General features: G+C 66.3%; 14 protein-coding genes and 3 pseudogenes. 10 read left to right on the top strand and 7 right to left on the bottom strand.

From position 1 onward, the window contains the following. From CK240_RS12150 to CK240_RS18715, 3 genes and pseudogenes are all read left to right on the top strand, one after another. A pseudogene (locus CK240_RS12150) lies at nucleotides 1-362 on the top strand (IS3 family transposase); the annotation flags it as partial. A gap of 58 nt (nucleotides 363-420) precedes the next feature. Further along, nucleotides 421-703, top strand: a pseudogene (locus CK240_RS12145) (transposase); the annotation flags it as partial. Nucleotides 704-1,110: 407 nt separating this feature from the next. Next, nucleotides 1,111-1,278, top strand: a complete 168-nt coding sequence (locus CK240_RS18715; protein ID WP_167650040.1) for a hypothetical protein — start codon at nucleotides 1,111-1,113, stop codon at nucleotides 1,276-1,278. Nucleotides 1,279-2,291: 1,013 nt separating this feature from the next. On the opposite strand, the pseudogene CK240_RS12140 reads toward CK240_RS18715, so the two are convergent. Further along, nucleotides 2,292-3,058, bottom strand: a pseudogene (locus CK240_RS12140) (IS5 family transposase). A 154-nt stretch (nucleotides 3,059-3,212) separates the two neighbouring features. Between CK240_RS12140 and CK240_RS12135 the strand changes: the two are divergent. The 3 genes from CK240_RS12135 to CK240_RS19225 all read left to right on the top strand — a co-directional run bounded on the left by CK240_RS12135 (nucleotide 3,213) and on the right by CK240_RS19225 (nucleotide 6,594). Then, complete coding sequence (locus CK240_RS12135) at nucleotides 3,213-5,792, top strand: PAS domain S-box protein (RefSeq protein ID WP_095640608.1); 2,580 nt, start codon at nucleotides 3,213-3,215, stop codon at nucleotides 5,790-5,792. A 204-nt stretch (nucleotides 5,793-5,996) separates the two neighbouring features. Further along, nucleotides 5,997-6,176 (top strand): response regulator, encoded by a 180-nt coding sequence (locus tag CK240_RS19230; protein WP_240517398.1) that lies wholly within the window; start codon nucleotides 5,997-5,999, stop codon nucleotides 6,174-6,176. 265 nt (nucleotides 6,177-6,441) lie between these two features. After that, complete coding sequence (locus tag CK240_RS19225) at nucleotides 6,442-6,594, top strand: hypothetical protein (RefSeq protein ID WP_240517397.1); 153 nt, start codon at nucleotides 6,442-6,444, stop codon at nucleotides 6,592-6,594. Here CK240_RS19225 and CK240_RS12120 read toward each other — a convergent pair. Next, the gene (locus CK240_RS12120) at nucleotides 6,588-7,061 is read right to left on the bottom strand and encodes a Hint domain-containing protein (protein ID WP_095640607.1); all 474 of its coding nucleotides are present in this window, start codon (nucleotides 7,059-7,061) and stop codon (nucleotides 6,588-6,590) included. The genes CK240_RS19225 and CK240_RS12120 overlap by 7 nt on opposite strands. Before the next feature lie 419 nt (nucleotides 7,062-7,480). Between CK240_RS12120 and CK240_RS12115 the strand changes: the two genes are divergently transcribed. Next, a complete protein-coding gene (locus CK240_RS12115) occupies nucleotides 7,481-7,678 on the top strand; it encodes a hypothetical protein (protein WP_095640606.1) in 198 nt (65 codons plus the stop codon). 156 nt (nucleotides 7,679-7,834) lie between these two features. On the opposite strand, the gene CK240_RS12110 is transcribed toward CK240_RS12115, so the two are convergent. The 5 genes from CK240_RS12110 to CK240_RS12090 form a co-directional block, all read right to left on the bottom strand. Beyond that, a complete protein-coding gene (locus CK240_RS12110; RefSeq protein ID WP_095640605.1) occupies nucleotides 7,835-9,793 on the bottom strand; it encodes an acyl CoA:acetate/3-ketoacid CoA transferase in 1,959 nt (652 codons plus the stop codon). Between the two features lie 3 nt (nucleotides 9,794-9,796). Continuing rightward, nucleotides 9,797-11,182, bottom strand: coding sequence for a GntP family permease (locus tag CK240_RS12105; protein ID WP_095640604.1), 1,386 nt, complete (start codon nucleotides 11,180-11,182; stop codon nucleotides 9,797-9,799). An 89-nt stretch (nucleotides 11,183-11,271) separates the two neighbouring features. Next, nucleotides 11,272-11,580: a LuxR C-terminal-related transcriptional regulator gene (locus tag CK240_RS18710; protein WP_167650039.1), complete on the bottom strand. Its 309-nt coding sequence runs from the start codon at nucleotides 11,578-11,580 to the stop codon at nucleotides 11,272-11,274. A 341-nt stretch (nucleotides 11,581-11,921) separates the two neighbouring features. Next, complete coding sequence (locus CK240_RS12095; RefSeq protein WP_240517396.1) at nucleotides 11,922-13,349, bottom strand: serine hydrolase domain-containing protein; 1,428 nt, start codon at nucleotides 13,347-13,349, stop codon at nucleotides 11,922-11,924. A gap of 159 nt (nucleotides 13,350-13,508) precedes the next feature. Then, entirely contained in the window at nucleotides 13,509-14,006 is a 498-nt protein-coding gene (locus CK240_RS12090; protein WP_095640601.1) for a GNAT family N-acetyltransferase, read from the bottom strand. 396 nt (nucleotides 14,007-14,402) lie between these two features. On the opposite strand from CK240_RS12090, the gene CK240_RS12085 reads away from it, so the two are divergent. From CK240_RS12085 to CK240_RS12075, 3 genes are read left to right on the top strand one after another with little or no spacing between them, the layout of a single operon-like run. Continuing rightward, entirely contained in the window at nucleotides 14,403-14,858 is a 456-nt protein-coding gene (locus CK240_RS12085; protein WP_276304924.1) for a (2Fe-2S)-binding protein, read from the top strand. Next, nucleotides 14,858-17,143, top strand: coding sequence for a xanthine dehydrogenase family protein molybdopterin-binding subunit (locus tag CK240_RS12080; protein ID WP_095640599.1), 2,286 nt, complete (start codon nucleotides 14,858-14,860; stop codon nucleotides 17,141-17,143). The genes CK240_RS12085 and CK240_RS12080 overlap by 1 nt, the downstream gene beginning before the upstream one ends. A 9-nt stretch (nucleotides 17,144-17,152) precedes the next feature. Continuing rightward, the gene (locus CK240_RS12075) at nucleotides 17,153-17,578 is read left to right on the top strand and encodes a hypothetical protein (protein WP_095640598.1); all 426 of its coding nucleotides are present in this window, start codon (nucleotides 17,153-17,155) and stop codon (nucleotides 17,576-17,578) included. Nucleotides 17,579-17,979: the final 401 nt, after the last annotated feature.

Raw genomic sequence — 17,979 nt, 5'->3', positions numbered from 1 at the left:
GGTCGGTGTCGTGCCGCAAGCCGGTCTGGCGCGAACGTCCGCCTGACAACCTCGAGATCCGCAAGGCCATGCAGGAGATCGCAGCCGTGCGCCGCAGGTTCGGCTATCGGCGGATCGGTCTGCTGCTGGAGCGCAGGGGCATGCTGATGAACCCCAAGAAGCTTTATCGGCTCTATCGCGAGGAAGGCTCGGCAGTGAAGTGGCGACGGAGCCGGAAGCGCGCCCGCGGCACCCGCACGCCGATACCGGCGGCCTTGGTGCCAAACCAGCGTTGGTCGCTCGACTTCGTGGCCGACACTTTCGGCGCCTCGCGCAAGTTCCGCATCCTGGCCGCAATCGACGATTGCTGCCGTGAGAACCTGCTCCCTGAAAAGTGGTCCTCCCCGAAGTAGGCTTTCGAGCCAGATGGAGGGCGAAGGAATGCCCCAGAAGAAGCACAAGTCCCGGGAAGATCGTTGCCAAGCTCCGGCAAGTGGACGTGCTGGTGTCACAGGGCCAGTCGATGGCCGAAGCGGTGCGCTCGATCGGCGTGACCCAGTTCACCTACTACCGGTGGCGCGAGGAGTTCGGCGGGCTGAAGAGCGACCAGGTGAAACGGCTGAAGGATCTCGAGAAAGAGAACGAGCGGCTGCGGAAGGCAGTCTCCAACCTCACGCTCGAGAAGCTGATCCTGCGTGAGGCTGCCTGGGGAAACTATTTCTCTGTTCGGGGCTCATGGGTCAACTCCGTTGTTCGAGCCTTCTCTTTGGGCGGGTTGAGGATCCCCGGAGCTCTCGCTTCTCTCCGGGGGCAGTCCTTCGGGCTGCCCCATGATGGAATCAGAGGGAGGAGGTGCCTGCAAGCTAATGGACGTCGACCGCTATGGGCGTCCTGTGGTGCGCTGTGGAAATGCAAAGGTTCCGGATCCTGGCTGTGAGATGGTCCAGCGGGTCACGCCGCGGACTGGCCGCAGGATATCCGTGGCACCTGCGCGGGCTGCGCTCGCAGGCAGAGGCTGGCGGCAAGACGCCTAGCAGGCGGCCGCCGCCGTGTCGGCGGCAACCGAGCGTCGCGCCGGACGTTCTCCTCACATGCGCGAAGCAATCCGCGCGCCAGCAATGGAGTTAGCCAATGGCAGAGAATCAGCAGCCGTCCGGTCAGAAGAAGGACAAGAAGGACGACGAACAGCGGCAACACGGCGGGCCGGGCAGCAACCCGGATCAGGGCCGTCCCGATCAGGCCCAGAGCGACGAGATCCGGCGCAACGGCAGCGACAGCAATCGCGGCGGCAAGAGCTGAGAGCCCACTTCGACGAGATGACTTCAGGCGGCGGGTGTTCTCGCCGCCGTTTCTGTTGGCGGACAGTAAAAAGCCCCGCCGGTAAGGGCAGGGCTCTTGCGATCGGTCCCTGAGGAACGACCAGGCGGGGGCGACCGGAGCCACCCCCTTATACTGGTAAAACGCCAACGTGGCGAACTAGTTAACGAGGACAGAAGTAATGCAGGTCGACTGCGGATGTTAGTTACCAAAAAGGGTAGGCACCTATTGGTAACCTAGCTAAGCAAAGGCCCGCCCGTGGTGAGGGGCGAGGCTTGGTATCCGAGAGGCTGGTTTTGGTTATCGCCCCTTATGCACCATAAGGCGAGTTGGCGAGGGGCTCACGCATGAAAAAGCCCGCCGCTGAGGGCGGGCAGGTTCCGACAGGGAGGGTTGGTGCGAGCAGCTCGTGGACCGACCCTGTAGCGGGCTGCCGGGTTCCGCGGCATGAGAGCGCCTGCCGTTCAGCGGCAAGCGCATGGGTGGTCAGATGTGTCGAGTGCCAGCAGGATGTCCTCAACATCCCACTGGCACTCTATGCAGACCAGTTACTTCTCATCATCACCGAGTTCATCCTAACAGGCTCAGGCCACCTTCTTAACCATGCAGTTGAAGGGGATTTCTCGCTTTTTCGGGAAAGAATGATGCGTCTGAGGCGAGTTGACGGCCTGTTTACACGCTTAACGTGTCCTCTTGGTCGCATGGAACAGCCGCCGGCTAAGGGCGGGCGATGAGGCGCAGATCGTTTGCGTTACGGCTTAAGAAGTGCCTGGACCTGATCCTGGGAAGCGATGAGAGCGGTGATAACCCGCCACAGCGCGGTCCTGCTCCAGAACGACGACGCAGCCGTTTTTGAAGCTGTATCGCCCGTTGCCGCTGACAAGCCGTTGCTGGACCGGCACTTCGTCCGTCGGAAGCTCCAAGGCAACTGGCTCCTGTGCTTCACAAGCCGCAAGCAACGGCAGTGCCGGGATCAGGGGAAACGGCGCGGAACGTCATGTCGGACCTTGTCTCTTGGGCCGGACTTCATTCCTCAGAGCCATAACAAGAGCGGCGACCAAGGCGACGGATGATAGGAAAAGATCAGCGCATCGGTCATAGCGCGTGACGATCCGGCGCCAGTCCTTCAGCCGGGCAAAGGCGTTCTCGATCCTGTGGCGATGACGATAGAGGGTAGAGGTCATGCTTGGCTGCTGTCCGGTGGCCCCGTCGTGAGGGATGCAGCCAGCAGTCCCGCGATCACCCAAAGGCCGCTCGCAGCCAGTCCGCGTCATGGCCCAGGTCGGCGATCAGCGTCGGAGCTTGGGGTATGGATGACAGCAGCGCCAGCGCGCCCGCATGGTCACTCCGGTGGCCGCGTTGAGGAACATCTGTGTGGGCCGGCCCCTCGCATCGGTCAGGACGTGGAGCTTGGAGGTGAGACCGCCTTGGTGCGTCCGATCAGCCGACGCCGTGGTCGGCGCGCAAGCTCGCAACTGTCCGGTGGACCTTCAGACAGGTCGCGTCCGGCATCAGGATGCTCGCGTCCTGTCCCGTGTCGGCCAGCGCCAGAAGCATTCGCGCGCACACGCTCTTGCGGCTCAGTCGATACCGGCTTGTGCGAGGCGTAGGCAGAGGGCGCATCACGTCATCGCAGGCAGTCGCGATTGACGTGGGCGATGCCGCTCGGCACCCGTCGGTCATCCACGCGAGGTCTGCCGTGGGAGCGGGGCAGGGACAGACGGACCATCTGTGCCATAGTAAGCCAGAACAGGTTGCGCATGAGAGACCTCTCCGTTGTAGCGTCACCCTGTGCATGGCGGCCGGCTGGGAACGTTTCCCTTGGCTCCCTATTGTTGATTGAACGTCCTGTGGTCGGGAACCGGTCGATGTCTCAGCGCGATTCTGCCTCAAGCTGGCCTCCTGGCTCCGGCGAGATGGACCGCTGCATCCGCGAGCATGACTGGGCGGCGACACCGCTTGGCCCCGTCGAGGGTTGGCCCGAGCGGCTGCGCGCGGCTGTCGAGATGATGCTGATCGATCCCCGCCCCACCTCGCTGGCCGTGGCGCCAGCGCGGACCTTCCTCTTCAACGACGCCGCTGCCCGGATCTATGGATCGCGTGCCCCGGACCTCCTTGGCCTTGCTCTCCCGCAAGCCTTCCCGAGCTATTCCGAGGTGGCAGATCTTTACGACCGCGCCTTTGCCGGAGAGCCCGGCGAGATCCGCGCGAAGCCGCTCGCCGTCACCGACGCGGGAGGAGAGGTCTTCGACGCCACGCTCCTGCCCGTGGGGGACGGCATGGGGGGTGTGCTCGCCGTGCTCGTCACCGCCGTCGAAGTGGGCGCGCGGCTCCGGGCCGAGGCCGACCTGCGCGAGAGCGAGGCCCGGCGCCGCCTGCTAGGGGCGGCCTGGGAAACCGACGCCAATAGGGTCGTCACCGCCGACAGCCCGAGCTGGCGCGCCTATACCGGCCAGAGCCTGGACGAATGGCTCGGCTACGGCTGGCTGGACGCCGTCCACCCGGACGACCGCGCCTATGCCGAGCGACAATGGCGAGACGCTGTCGCGGCTAACAGGATCGTGGACGCCGAGTTCCGCCTTCGTGCCCCCGATGGCGGCTGGCGCTGGACCAATGTCCGGGCCGCTCCCGTGCTGGATGCGGAAGGGAAGATCGAGAAGTGGGCCGGGATGAACATCGACATCGAGGCGCACTACCGCTTGCTCTTCGAGAGCATGGACCAGGGCTATGCGCTGGGCGAGGTGATCTTCGACGAGAAAGGCCGCGCGGTCGACGTGACCTTCTTGGTGGCCAACCCGGCCGTTGCCCGCATTCTCGAGTTTGATATCGCGGGTCGGCGCATGATCGAGTTCGCCGACCTCGAGCCGTCCTGGTATGAGCACTGGGGCCGGGTTGCACGGACAGGACAGCCCGAGCGGCGCGAGGACTACGCCGCTGCCATCGGCCGGTGGCTGGAATTCTACTTGTTCAAGCCCGACCCCGACGAGCGAAGCAGTAACCGGGTGGCGGTGCTCATCGAAGATGTCACCGAGCGCCGGCAGGCCGAGGAGCGTCTGCGCAAAAGCGAGGCGCGCCTGCGGAATGTCCTGCGCATCCAGACGGTGGGCGTGATGTTCTGGAGCGGGAGCTTCAGCCTCATGGAGGTGAATGACGCCTTCCTTCGCATGACCGGCTTCACCCGCGAGGAGGCGCTGGGCAAGACCTGGGAGGAACTCACTCCCCCCGAGTTTCACGACGCCTCGCACAAGGCCGTCGAGGAGGTCGCCACAAGGGGTGAATGCACCCCCTACGAGAAGCAGTACGTCCGCAAGGACGGCTCGCGCTGGTGGGGGCTCTTCGCCGCGCGCCGGATCGACGACGAGGTGGTCGAGTTCGTGCTGGACGTCACCGAGCGGCGCGAGGCCGAAGCGGCCCTGCGCGAGAGCGAAGAGCGCTTCCGTCAGTTCGGGGATGCCTCGGCCGACGTGCTCTGGATCCGTGACTGCAAGACACTCGCCCTGGAGTATGTCAGTCCCGCCTTCGAACAGGTCTACGGCCACAGGATCGAGGAGGTGCGAGGCGGCAACCACATCCGCCGCTGGGCCGAGCTGATCCTGCCCGAGGACCGGGAGAAGGCGCTGGACAACCTCCGTCGCGTGCGCGAGGGCGAGCAGGTGTCCCAGAGCTTCCGGATACTGCGCGCCGATGGACAGGTGCGCTGGATGCGTGACACCTCCTTCCCGCTCCTCGACGAGCAGGGCCGGGTGCAGCGCATCGCCGGCATCGGACACGATGCCACCGAAGAGGTGGAACTGCACGACCGCCTGCGCGTGCTCGTTGCCGAGCTCCAGCACCGATCGAGGAACCTCGTCACCGTCGTGCGCGGGGTGACCGACCGGACGCTGGCCACGTCGGAGACGCTGGACGACTTCCGCACGCGCATCCGCGAGCGCCTTGCGGCCTTGGGGCGGGTCAACGCACTCCTGTCCAGACTGGAGGAGGGCCACCGCATCACCTTCGACCAGCTCCTGCAGGCCGAGCTGACGGCGCACGGGGTCGTGGACGAGGCCGGGGAAGGCCCGCAGGCCACCCTGCGCGGGCTCAAGGGCATCCGCCTGCGCTCGGCCACGGTGCAGACCTTTGCGCTGGCCATCCACGAACTCACCACCAACGCACTGAAATATGGCGCGCTGTCCCGGCCCGAGGGCCATCTGGAGGTGACCTGGAGCCTGGAGCCGGGCGAGGGAGGCGAGCGGCGGCTGCACGTCGACTGGCGCGAGACGGGTGTGTCCGTCGTTCACCCCGATGGCGCGACAGTCGAGGGAACGGTGGACGGCATGCCCGGCCCTTGCCGCAAGGGTTACGGCCGCGAGCTGATCGAGCGGGCGTTGCCCTATCAGCTTCGGGCGCAAACGAACTATGCGTTGACCGCTGAGGGCGTGCGCTGCACCATCATTGTGCCGGTGTCCTCGACACTCGACTTGGCCTTCTCGCGCCATGGGGAAGACGATGCCTGAACCTGTGTCACCAGCTTGGCTGCGCGGGCGGAGGCTCCTTGTGGTTGAGGACGACTATGTCACGGCCGAGGACATGAAGGCCGAACTGGAGGGCTTGGGCGCCGAGGTGCTCGGGCCGGTGCCCGACCTGGCGGGTGCCCTCGATCAGCTTGCCTCCCGGCCCGCGCCTGATGGTGCCATTCTCGACATCAACCTGGCGGCGAGATGGTCTTCCCGCTTGCCGACCTGCTCCGCGAGCGGCACATCCCCTTCGTCTTCGCCACCGGCTATGATCAGTGGGCCATCCCCGAGCCCTACCTCCGCCTTGCCCGTCTCGACAAGCCTCTGGACATGCGGCAGGTCGTCCGGGCGCTCCTGTATGCAGGGAATGAAGTCCGAGCCTGAGAGCGTAGCAGCTTGAACGACTGCGCTGGCCCTGCGGTTCGGATTCCGACCACAGCGCGGGCTTCGGCCAGCAGGGCTTGGAAGTGGTCGCGCCGGTGATACGTCATCAGCCTCCGCAAGGCGAATGCCAGGGAAAGGAGGCTCCATGCCGAAAACCGAGCCATCCATCAGGTTGGACGGCGAAGTCCGCGAACTCGGTGGCGATTTCCTCAAGGCCGCCCGCCTGGGTTGACCGCCTCTGCTCGAAGGTCGGCGCAAGGTGCGCATGAACGTCATGCTCGATCCTGATCCCGCCGTCGCCTTGGACGCTCAGCCGGACAAGGGCGCCATCGTGAACGAGGCTTTGCGCAGGGTTCTTGCATGGATGAACGGCCCCTCCCGAGGCCGCTCGGACTTGTTTCATCTCGGCCCTTATTGAACCAGCGGCCTGCCGTGCTGGGCATGACGCATGGCCAGCCGTCGCGCAGTCCGGCCTGACGCAAGCACGCGCGCGCCGGCCGCGGCGTAGTCACGATCCCGGAGTTCAGGGAACAGGGTGAAGATCTCGTCCTGCGCCGCCTTGCCGACGGCCTTGAGAGCTTCGGGGCCGGTATAAAGAGACTCGGTCTCGGCGCCGTTCGAGAATACGACCTCGTGCCGGTCGAACAGGATGTGGAAATACTCCACGCTTTCCATGTCCTCGGCGACGTCGATGCCGTCGAGCACTATCAACTGCTTGGCTGCGACCAGAACCTCGTCCGCTCCGAACATCTTCCGGGCAATCTTCGAGCGCACAAGGATGCGATGCTGGGGCGAGACAATCAGGTCAGACGACGGTGTGTTCGCACCTAGAGCACCGGCACGAATACGGATCGGTCGCAGCTTGGGAGTCCGACGATTTAGAATCGGGGTCGGAGCTGCCTGCGGTGACTATCGCGCAGTAGATCGGAAGCTCAGTAGAGCGCGCGCTGATTGTCCATGTCGATTTCGACGCGGCGTCGCTTGTCACTGCGCGTCTGGAGGGGGCAGGGGCCGGCTGACCGATGTGATCGAATGCGACGCTCGCGACAGCGGCCAGACCTATGATCACGAATGCCGCACTGACCTGGAAAACGTGCCGCCTCAAGAGGCGACGCTGGGAGTGGAGCGCATCCGCACCGGGGGGGCGAGACGACCCGGCAAGGCTGCGCCTCGGCCTTCGGCAACCAGAATGACGCGCTGGCCCTTTGCGGTGCTCGGGGGAGCCGTCCTGCTGCTGGCGGCGCTCACCTTTTTATTCCAGCCCTGCGGCGCGGTTCTTTGTCGTTCAGGCAGAAACCGCTGGCTTGAAGCTGCTCGCGGACGCGCAGCCGATGTTGGCGTGGCACCTGTCGGACGTGACGGTCTGTCTCTGGCGCAAGGACGATTTTGAGCGAACAGGATCGGCCGCGCGCGATTGCGCCGGCAAGCAGTTCGAGATCATCGCGCTCGAAAGCCTCGATTTCTCTTGGCCGTCGAGGGCAGACCAGACCTTTCGAAGCTGAAGCTCGAAGAAGCCCTGAACGTTTAACTGCCAGAGATGGTGCTTCGGCTGTTTCTGGACAGTAGGTACTGAAGGCCGGTGCAACACTTTTCGGTGCCAGACGGCATTCCCATGGACCTTGTTGTCACGGCAAATGCAGTGGAAATGGGCTACGGTTTCAGACAACCTCACCATTACCTGCGGCCTTGTCTGCGCCATGACGCAGCGCCTCCTCGGCAGCCTGCTCGCTGTCATGGATGGTCGCGCGCCGGCGGCGTTCCAGGGTGCGGCCCAAGCGGCGGCGCAGAAAAGCCGAGGAGGAATAGCGCGAGACGGTGCCGTAAAGCCGCGCCTCGAGGTCGTCCACCATCTCGGCCCAGGCGCGTTCCACGGGTTCCGCGATGTGGAACTGATCGTAGTTCACCACCACATCGACCCTCCGCCCCAGGGGACCGGCGACTGCGTCGACGCACTGGCGGATCGCCTGGATGTCCGCCGGGGTGCGGACCGCCAGGCGCGACAGGTTGATGAACAGGATCTCCCTGGCATCGTCCCAGGTGATCCGCCGCTCGAGCGGAATGGTCAGCAGGTCGTCCTTCAGACCCATCGGTGCGTCGGTGAAGATGCGCGGATCCATGAGCGCGACCTCGCCCAGCAGGGGCGTAAATCCCATCTGGTCCAGGATGTCGCGCTGCAGGTCCACGCCCGGCGCGATCTCGATCAGGCGCAGGCCCCGCGCTTCCAGCCGGAAGACGCAGCGCTCGGTGACGTAAAGGACGGGCTGGCCCAGCCGGGCGGCGCGGGCGCCCGAAAAGGTGACCTGCTCGACCGAGGCGCCGAACTTGCGCGACCGCTCCTCGGCGGCGATCTCCAGCCGGCCCTCGCCCGCGCGGACCGACAGGCCGCCCGCTGTGAAGGTGCCGGCGAAGACAAGGTGCCGCGCGTTCTGGCTGATGTTGATGAAGCCGCCCGACCCGGCCAGCCTGGGCCCGAAGCGGCTGACGTTGACGTTGCCGGTGCCGTCCACCTCGGCCATGCCGAGGCAGGCGAGGTCCAGCCCGCCGCCGTCGTAGAAGTCGAACTGCTGGTTCTGGGCGATGATTGCATCGGTGTTGACCGCCGCCCCGAAGTCCAATCCCGAGGCGGGCTGCCCGCCGATCACCCCCGGCTCGGCGGTCAGCGTCACGTGGTCCAGCAGCCCTTCTTCCGCCGCGACCGCCGCCACGCCTTCGGGCATCCCGATCCCGAGGTTGACGACGCCGCCCACCGGCAGCTCGAAGGCGGCGCGGCGGGCGATGATCTTGCGGTCTGTCAGCGGCAGCGGCGCGGCCCCGTCCATCGGCGCGCGGTAGCGGCCGGTGTAAAAGCGGTTGTACTGGGTAGCATAGGTCTGCGGGTGCAGTTCCGGCGGTGCCAGCACCACCGCGTCCACCAGCGCGCCGGGGATCACCACCTCGCGCGCGGGCAGGGTGCCCGCGGCCACCACCTCGTCCACCTGCACGATCACCACCCCGCCCGAGTTCCGGGCCGCCATCGCCTGCGCGAGGTTGTCGAGGATCAGCGCCTCGCGCTCCATCGTGATGTTGCCGCGCTGGTCCGCGGTCGATCCGCGCAGCAGCGCCACATGGATCGGCATGGCCTTGAAGAACAGCCGCTCGACGCCGCCGACCGTGACAAGCTCGACCAGGTCCTCGGTGGCGGCGGGGCTGATGCGGCCGCCGCCGTGGCGCGGATCGACAAAGGTTTCCAGCCCCACATGGCTGAGGGTGCCGGGCTTGCCCGCCGCGATGTCGCGGTAAAGATGCGAGATCACGCCTTGCGGGAAGTTCCAGCCCTCGATCTCGCCCGCCAGCGCCCGCGCGCCCAGCTTCGGGATCAGCCCCCAGTGGCCGCCGATGATGCGCCGGACCAGCCCCGGCGCGGCGAGCCGGTCCAGCCCCCGGCCCTTGCCGTCGCCTTGGCCGGCCGCGAACAGAAGCGTCAGGTCGCGCGGATGGCCTTCCTCGGCGAAGCGGTCGCCCAGAGCCTTGAGCAGCCCGTCGGGCACGCCCGCGCCGACGAAGCCCGAGGTGGTCACGGTGTCGCCCGAATGGACCAGGGCGGCGGCATCGCGGGCCGGGACGATCTTGTCGGGCATGGCCTAAAGTCCCAGCGAGCCGAGGATGATGACGACGACCGTGGCAAAGACCGGGATCGCCACCGAGACCACGAAGATGTCGCCATAGCTCTTCTTGTGGGTCAGCCCGGTGATCGCCAGCAGGGTGATCACCGCGCCGTTGTGCGGCAGCGCGTCGAAGCCGCCCGAGGACAGCGCAGTGACGCGGTGCATCAGCTCCATGCTGATGCCCTGCTCGCGCGCCATGGCCGCGAACTGCTCGCCCAGGGCCTGCAGCGCGATGGACATGCCGCCCGAGGCCGAGCCGGTGATCCCCGCCAGCACGTTGACGGCCACGGCCAGCGAGGCCACCGGGTTCGTCGGGAACAGCCCGAGCACCGCGTCGCGGATGATGGCAAAGGCGGGCAGGGACGCGATCACCGCGCCGTAGCCCACCTCGGAGGCCGTGTTGAAGATCGGCAGAAGCGAGCCCATCGTGCCGCTGTTGACGCTCTCGGTCAGGTTGGTGAACCGGTGCCAGTTCAGCGCGATGGCCAGCACGATGGAGGCGACCAGCGCCACGATGATGGCCCAGATGCCCGCCACCGACTGCAGCGTGGTCTCGCCATAGCGGGGGTCGGCGAGATAGGCCGCGTTCATGCGCGGGATGATGACATAAGTGAACAGCGCATTCAGCGCGATCACCGAGACGACCGGCAGAATGGCAACGCCGAAGCCGGGCAGGTCCATGTCCTCGGGCAGCGAACTGTCGGCGGCGGTGCGCTCGTGCTGGCCGTAGCCCTCGGACCTGGCGTGGGCCGCGGCCGAGCGGCGGTTGAGCCAGAACACGCCCCCGAACAGCATGATGAGCCCGGCGATGGTGCCCTGGATCGGCGCGGCGAAGACATTGGTGCCGAAGAAGGGCATCGGGATCGCGTTCTGGATCGCGGGCGTGCCGGGAAAGGCGGTCATTGTGAAGGTGAAGGATCCCAGCGCGATCGCCGCCGGCAGCAGGCGCTTGGGCACGTCGGCGCGGCGGAACAGCGCGTTGGCGATGGGATAGATGGCGAAGGCCACCACGAACAGCGATACGCCGCCATAGGTCAGCACGCCGCAGGCCAGCACCACCGCCAGGATGGCGCGATGCGCCCCCACGCGTTCCACGATCTTCTCGGCGATGGTTCGCGCCGCGCCGCTGTCGGCCATGACCTTGCCGAATATCGCGCCCAGCAGGAACAGCGGAAAATAGATGATCACGTAGCCGCCGAGCGACTTCATGAAGACCTGCGTATACGTCGCGAGGACTGGCAGGTCCCCCGACATCAGCACGGCCAGCAGCGCCAGCAGCGGCGCAAGGATCAGCACGTTGATCCCGCGATAGGCGAGATACATCAGCAGCCCGAGCGAAAGGACAATGCCGAGAAGTCCCATCCCGTTTCCACCTTGCAATCAGCATCGCAACAAAGTTGCAGCAGAACTCCTCAGGGTGAATTATTGTTTCCGAGCGGAAACTGTTATGTTCAGACGGGAAGACTGGTAAGAACCGCAACCAGTTCGGCCTTGTTGTGTGTCCCTGTCTTTCGAAACAATCGCGCGCGATACTGATCGGCCGTGCGCGGCAAAAGGTCGAGATCGCGGGTGATTTCCTTCGCCATGCGGCCTTGGCAGGCGCGGATCGCGATCTCCCGCTTGCGCCGGGTGAGGTCCAGCACCGGACGCTCTGCCACGAGATCGGCAAAGGTCCAGACCGCTCGGGCGAAAGGCTCGTCCGGCCTCGGCGACCGCCCCTGCACGCGGCACCAGAAGAGCCGCCCGTCCAGCCGTCGCATGATGCGCCCGTCGTCATGGACGGGCGTGGCGCGCATGTTCCGCAGGCCAACTGCCCGGAATGACCTGAACGCCCGTGGCCTGCGGGTCCGTATTCCGGCCTGCAGCAGGCGGCGGCACCCGGCCACCCACAACCGCACGCGCCACAAGAAGCGCTGCCGCATCGAGAACGACTTCGCGTGCCTCAAGAACTGGCGCGGCCTCGCCATGCGCTGCACCGCTGCGGCGACCTGTTCCTCTCCGCCATCGCGCTCACTGCCGCCATAAGCTTCTGGATGACGTGGTCAGGCTGGAGCCCAGAGTTTCGCCCGGCTTGATGGTCTCGCCTTGAACACGGCTGGCCTCAGTTCTGCTTCATCACGTAGTCTGCCAATGCCCGGTACGCGGGCAACGAAGTGGGATCGATCCCGCTGTTGGAGGCGGTCGGAAACGAGGCGAAGCGGGCGATGACCATGTCGGCTGCCGGGTCCACATAGATGGTCTGACCATGGACCCCACGGGCAGCAAAGGCCCCGTGGTCGTCGTGGAACACCCACCACTGGCTCTTGTAGCTGCCGTTCGGGATTGTCGGATAGCCGCTGAACTTCGTCGGATCACCGCCCGCCCGGATCCGCTGGATCACCTCTGCGGGGAACAGGCGACGGCCGTTGATCATGCCCTCGTCCAGCACCAGAAGGCCAAGCCGGGCCAGATCGCGCAAGCCGAGATTGAGGCCGCCGCCCGCAAAGGGCACACCCTTTCCGTCGACTGTCTGATAGGCGTCCTGCTCTGCCCCCATGGGGCGCCACAAGCGGGCGGATGCGAGCGCTGTCACGGATTGCCCGGATACGCGACTGACGATCCAGCCCAGCATGTCCGAGTTGATGGTCCTGTAATGGAACGCCTCGCCGTGCCTGCCCTCGGGCTGCACCTGCGCAAGGTACTCCCAGTAGCCGTCCGGGCCGTCCTGGCCCTCGGGTTTCGGGAACGGGCTGGCGGCAGCGGAATAGCTCCAGATATCGGCGGCCGGATCAGCATAGTCTTCCGAGAACCTGACCCCCGTGGTCATGTCCATGACCTGTCGGACCGTCGCGCTGCCAAAGGCGCTGCCCGCGACCTCGGGAATGAGGTCCCGGACCAATCTGCTGTCGTCCAGCGTGCCCTCGGCCACCAGGATCTCGGCCAGAAGGCCGGTCACGGACTTGGTCATCGACATTGCGGCGTGCTTGCCGTCTTCGGTCAGGCATCCGAAGTAGCGCTCATAGATCACGCGGCCCTTGTGAAGCACAAGAATGCCGTCCGTGTAGTTGGCGTAAAGCGAGGCTTCCCATGTCATCGGCTGATCCTGACCCATGGGCACAAAGGTCAGGCCATCGATCCCGGCGCGGAGATCGGCAAACTCGACAGGCGAGGGGTAGGTCAGTGGAACCGGTGCGTTCAGGCCGCGGCTGATCTCCTCGGTGGGCAGGAACTCCCGCAGGTGGCAGACCGACCATCGGAGCCGGGGAAAGCTGAAGTAGACCGACTCGGGCTGGGTGATGATCTTGTCCTCTGGCGGAGGAAAGCCCTGCATCCAGCCCATGACGGCGGGATCGGAGTCTTGCGCTGAAAGTGGCTGTGCCTCGGCGTTGCCCGTGGCCAGCGCCACCCCTGTGGCCAGCAAAACCATCTTCGCGCCTGGGGATGACATCGGCCAGTCTCCGTCCGGGTGGCGATCTCTGTCCAGAAGATCACAGGCCGGCCCTGGCGGGAAGAAGAACGTGCCTTTTAGCTGAGTAACCGCCCCCGGCACGTTCAGACAGCCCGTGGATGACGGGCCTTCATGCCAGCGTCACCGACGCCACCTCGCGTCATATCGGGCCGGGGAATGGGCATCAAAGTCATGACGGTGGCCATGAGGCCCGAAGCGGGCAGCCAGGCTGGTTACCCGTGACGAGACGGTGGCAGTTGTTCAACCCGAATAGAACGCGGGTTCATATGTCACTGAACCGGACGGCGAAGAACCGGTAAAGGACAGGGCCATGAAGTACTCAGGCGGAGCCCCGTCGAACGTCAGGGCAGGATCGGCGGCGAAGCCGAAACGCCGATAATAGGCAGGATCGCCCAGAACGACGCATCCTTCTGCGCCCCCAGCCCGCAACTGCGCGAGACTTTCGCGGATCAACCGGCTGCCGATGCCCTTCCCCTGCATGTCGGGCCGCACCGAGACGGGGCCAAGCCCGAACCAGCCCTGACCGCCACCGGCGATCTTCACAGGCGAGAAGGCGATATGTCCGACGATCCGGTCGTTGCTGAGTGCAACCAAGGACAGGGACAGGGTCCCGGCCGACCTGAGGTTATCGATGATCGCGCTCTCGGTGCCGGAACTGTGCTCTGCCCCGGCAAATGCCTCTTGAGTGATGCTGCGGATTGCGTCCGCATCGCCGGGTTGTTCCGGGCGTAGTTCCATGGCGTGCCTCATGAATGCGTTCCACGGTCTCAGATCTGACCCGTCGCCGGCCAAGCGTATCCGGTTCCGGGAATGCCGCTATCGGCCGCTTCGTCCCGCAAAGCAGACGTTGCCTTTCGGAAGTGCTGCAAAGGAGACAACGGGCCGCTCCAGTGAAGCTCGGATGCGAGGCAAGGTCGAGGGCCACTCTTGGCGGTGGGCGATGACGATCGGCCCCACACGCTGCTGGGCCAACCCGACCGCAAGCGGCTGCAGCAACCGTGCCGGGCGGGAACATCCTGCAGGCTCGTGCGTTTCGCTGGGTTGCCGCACAGTTCTGGTGGCAAGGCCCGTTGCAGGGAGCCCTGCGCGGACTGATGGACAGCATCAGCCGGAAGAGCCGGAGAGGGAAACATCATGAATCTCACAGTGAACGGGATGGCGCGCAGTTTCGACGGCGATCCCGAGATGCCGCTGCTGTGGTACCTGCGCGACGAACTGGGGCTCACGGGTGCGAAATTCGGCTGTGGCGCCGGGCTCTGCGGGGCCTGCGTCGTCCATATCGACGGGGTGGCCAGCTTTTCCTGCGTCACCCCGATGACGGTTGCCGACGGGTCTCAGGTGGTCACCATCGAGGGCCTGTCGCCGGACGGGACACATCCGGTGCAGGCGGCATGGCAGGAGTTGAACGTCGCGCAATGCGGATATTGCCAGGCCGGGCAGATCATGCAGGCCGCGGCGCTTCTGGCTGAAACCCCTGCGCCTACGGACGAGGACATCGACTCCGCGATGAGCCAGAACATCTGCCGCTGCGGCACCTATCCCCGCATACGCGCCGCGATCAAGCGCGCCGCCGGACAGGAGGCTCGGTGATGGCCGCCCTTGAAAATGTCAGCCGGCGCGCAGTTCTGCTGGGACTGGGGGCCGGGGCGCTGGTGCTCTCGCTCGGCCTGCCGTCCCTGGCGCAGGAGCCCGAAGAACCGCTGAAGTTCGGCGCCGACGCAATGCCGAACGGCTGGCGCGACGACCCGCGCATCTTCATTTCCATCGATCCCGACGGCACGGTGACTGTAACGGTCCACCGCTCGGAAATGGGGCAGGGTGTCCGCACGTCCATCGCCATGGCGATCGCCGACGAGCTGGAAGCCGACTGGAACCGCGTGCGTGTGGCCCAGGCGCAAGCCGACGAGCCGACCTTCGGCAACCAGGATACCGATGGCTCGCGAAGCCTGCGCCACTTCTTCGAGCCGATGCGCCGCGCCGGCGCCGCCGCGCGCCTGATGCTGCGCGAGGCCGCCGCCGACGAATGGAGCGTTCCGGTCGAGGAGGTCGTGGCCGAGAACCACGTCCTCAGCCATGCCGCCTCGGGAAAGCAGGCGGGCTACGGTGACATGGCCGCGCGCGCCGCCGAGGGCGAGGTCCCGGCCCGCGAGACGCTGGTGCTGAAATCGCCCGACCGGTTCCGCTACATCGGCCGCGAGGATGTCGGGCTGATCGACAACCCCGGCATCGTCACCGGCACGGCCATCTACGGCATGGATGCCAAGGCCGAAGGGATGCTGTTCGCGGTGGTCGCGCGGCCACCGGTCGTGGGCGGCCGTGCCGTCAGCCATGACGCCGAGGCAGCCATGAAGGTCCCCGGCGTGCAGCGCGTCGTGATGATCGACCCGCCGCCGCAGCCCTCCGAGTTCCAGCCGCTGGGCGGGGTCGCCGTGATCGCGACGAACACCTGGGCCGCCATGCGCGGGCGCGACGCGCTGAACATCCGGTGGGAGGACGGACCCCACGGCACCTATGACAGCGAGGCCTTCAAGGCCGAGCTTGAGCAGGCCGCCCGCAGCACGGATGGCACGGTCGTCCGCAACCAGGGCGACGCCCTGGCCGCGCTGCAAACGGCGCAGCGCAGGGTCGAGGCGGAATACTACATTCCCCATCTGGCCCAGGCGCCGATGGAGGCTCCGGCGGCGCTGGCCATGATCCGGGACGGCCGCTGCGAGGTCTGGGCCTGCGTGCAGGCGCCGCAGGTGACGCGCGTGCGCATCGCCGAGAAGCTGGGCCTGCCGCCCGAGGCCGTCACCGTGAACGTCACCCTGCTGGGCGGCGGCTTCGGCCGCAAGTCCAAGCCCGATTTCGCCATCGAGGCCGCCCTTCTCAGCCGCGAGATGGACGGGGCGCCGGTCAAGGTGGTCTGGACGCGCGACGATGACCTGCATCACAGCTTCTACCACACCGTCTCGGTCGAGCGGCTGGAGGCAAGGCTGGACGACAGCGGTCGCCCGGTCGCCTGGCTTCACCGCACGGCGGCGCCCACGATCGGATCGATCTTCGCGCCCGACCCGATGCAGAAGCTGCCCTTCGAACTGGGCATGGGCCTGACGAACATGCCGCTGGATATCCCCAATGTGCGGGCCGAGAATCCCAAGGCGCAGGCGCATACCCGGATCGGCTGGTATCGTTCGGTTTCGAACATTCCGCATGCCTTCGCGATCCAGTCCTTCATCGCCGAACTGGCGCATGAGGCGGGGCGCGACCACCGCGACTACCTTCTCGACGTGATCGGCCCCGCGCGGAAGATCGACCCGACCGAGCTTGGCGACGTCTGGAACTATGGCGAGGACCCTGCACGCTATCCGGTGGATACCGGCCGCCTGCGCCGGGTGATCGAGACCGTGACCGAGGCCGCCGGCTGGGGCCGCGACATGCCTGCGCGGCGCGCGCTGGGGCTGGCGGCGCATTACAGCTTCGTCAGCTACGTGGCCGTCGTGGCCGAGGTCGAGGTCGACGAAACGGGCGAGGTGCGCATCCCTGTCGCCCATATCGCCATCGACTGCGGCCCCCATGTGAACCCCGACCGCATCCGTTCGCAGATGGAGGGCGCGGTGATCATGGGCTCCGGCCAGGCGCTGATGTCGCAGATCACCTTCGCGCAGGGCCGGGCGCAGCAGAACAACTTCGACAGCTACCCGGTGCCGCGCATGGATACCGCCCCGCGCGAGATCCATGTGCATCTTGTCGGGGGCGAGGATTACGGCCAGCCGCTCGGCGGCGTCGGAGAACCCGGCCTTCCGCCGGTCACGCCCGCCATCATCAACGCCATCTTTGCCGCCACCGGCCAGCGGATCCGCCGCCTGCCGGTCGGCAACCAGCTGAGCAGCTAGGAGAGTGACATGATCCCCTTCCGTTTTGCCCTGGGCGCCGCGTTTGTTGCGGTGTCGACGACCATGGCCGCAGCCGACTGCGCCGAGCATCTGGCCCTCATGGACGAGGTGCTGGACCAGGCGTCGCGGGAATCCATCGCGGCCTCCTCGGGCGGTCAGGGCGTCGCAGGCGCGCGCGAGGCACGTGCCATGACCGGCACCGAAGCGCCCGGCAATGACGGGACCGCGACTGACACGCCCCCGGATGAGCCGCAACCGACGCAGGCGCCGGGCCATGCGCCCGTCGCCGAGGCCGGCGACAGGGTGCAGACTCTCCGTGCCAAGGTCGATGAGGCGCGGGCCCTGGCAGGTCAGGATGAAGCTGCCTGCCGCGAGACCCTGGTGACGGGCTTGCGCGAACTGCTCTCGGGTGAGGAGGAGCAGCCCGGGTCGTGACTGTGGAGTGTCGGGAGACTGCCGGAGACCGCTCTGGCTTTCCTGAGCGATCTGCGCCGTGTCGGGGGCAGGCTGAGGCACCACGCTGATCGGCTGGGCCTGCCCAAGATCCTGAACTGCATCCGCCAACATGCGGCAGAGGATCTGCTGTCCAAGCCTGCCATGGCGCGCCGCTCATCGCACGAGGCCTCCGGTTTGGTGGTGGTCTGCTCATGTCCGCCCCTCCTTCATCCGAAGACCCCATGGAGGAACCAGCGCTGCGAGCCGGTGGCGGCGTCCTCGTCGTCGCCGGCGCTGTCGATGCACCACAGGTCCAGATCGATCAGACTTCCGCATTCGGCTTGAGCCGCAACCGATCCGGAACCCGGTCAGACAGGCATTCCCGGCTCCGGCGGCTGAAA

Source organism: Paracoccus salipaludis, from assembly GCF_002287065.1.
Taxonomy (GTDB): domain Bacteria; phylum Pseudomonadota; class Alphaproteobacteria; order Rhodobacterales; family Rhodobacteraceae; genus Paracoccus; species Paracoccus salipaludis.
This window is presented reverse-complemented; position numbering and strand designations above follow the sequence as displayed.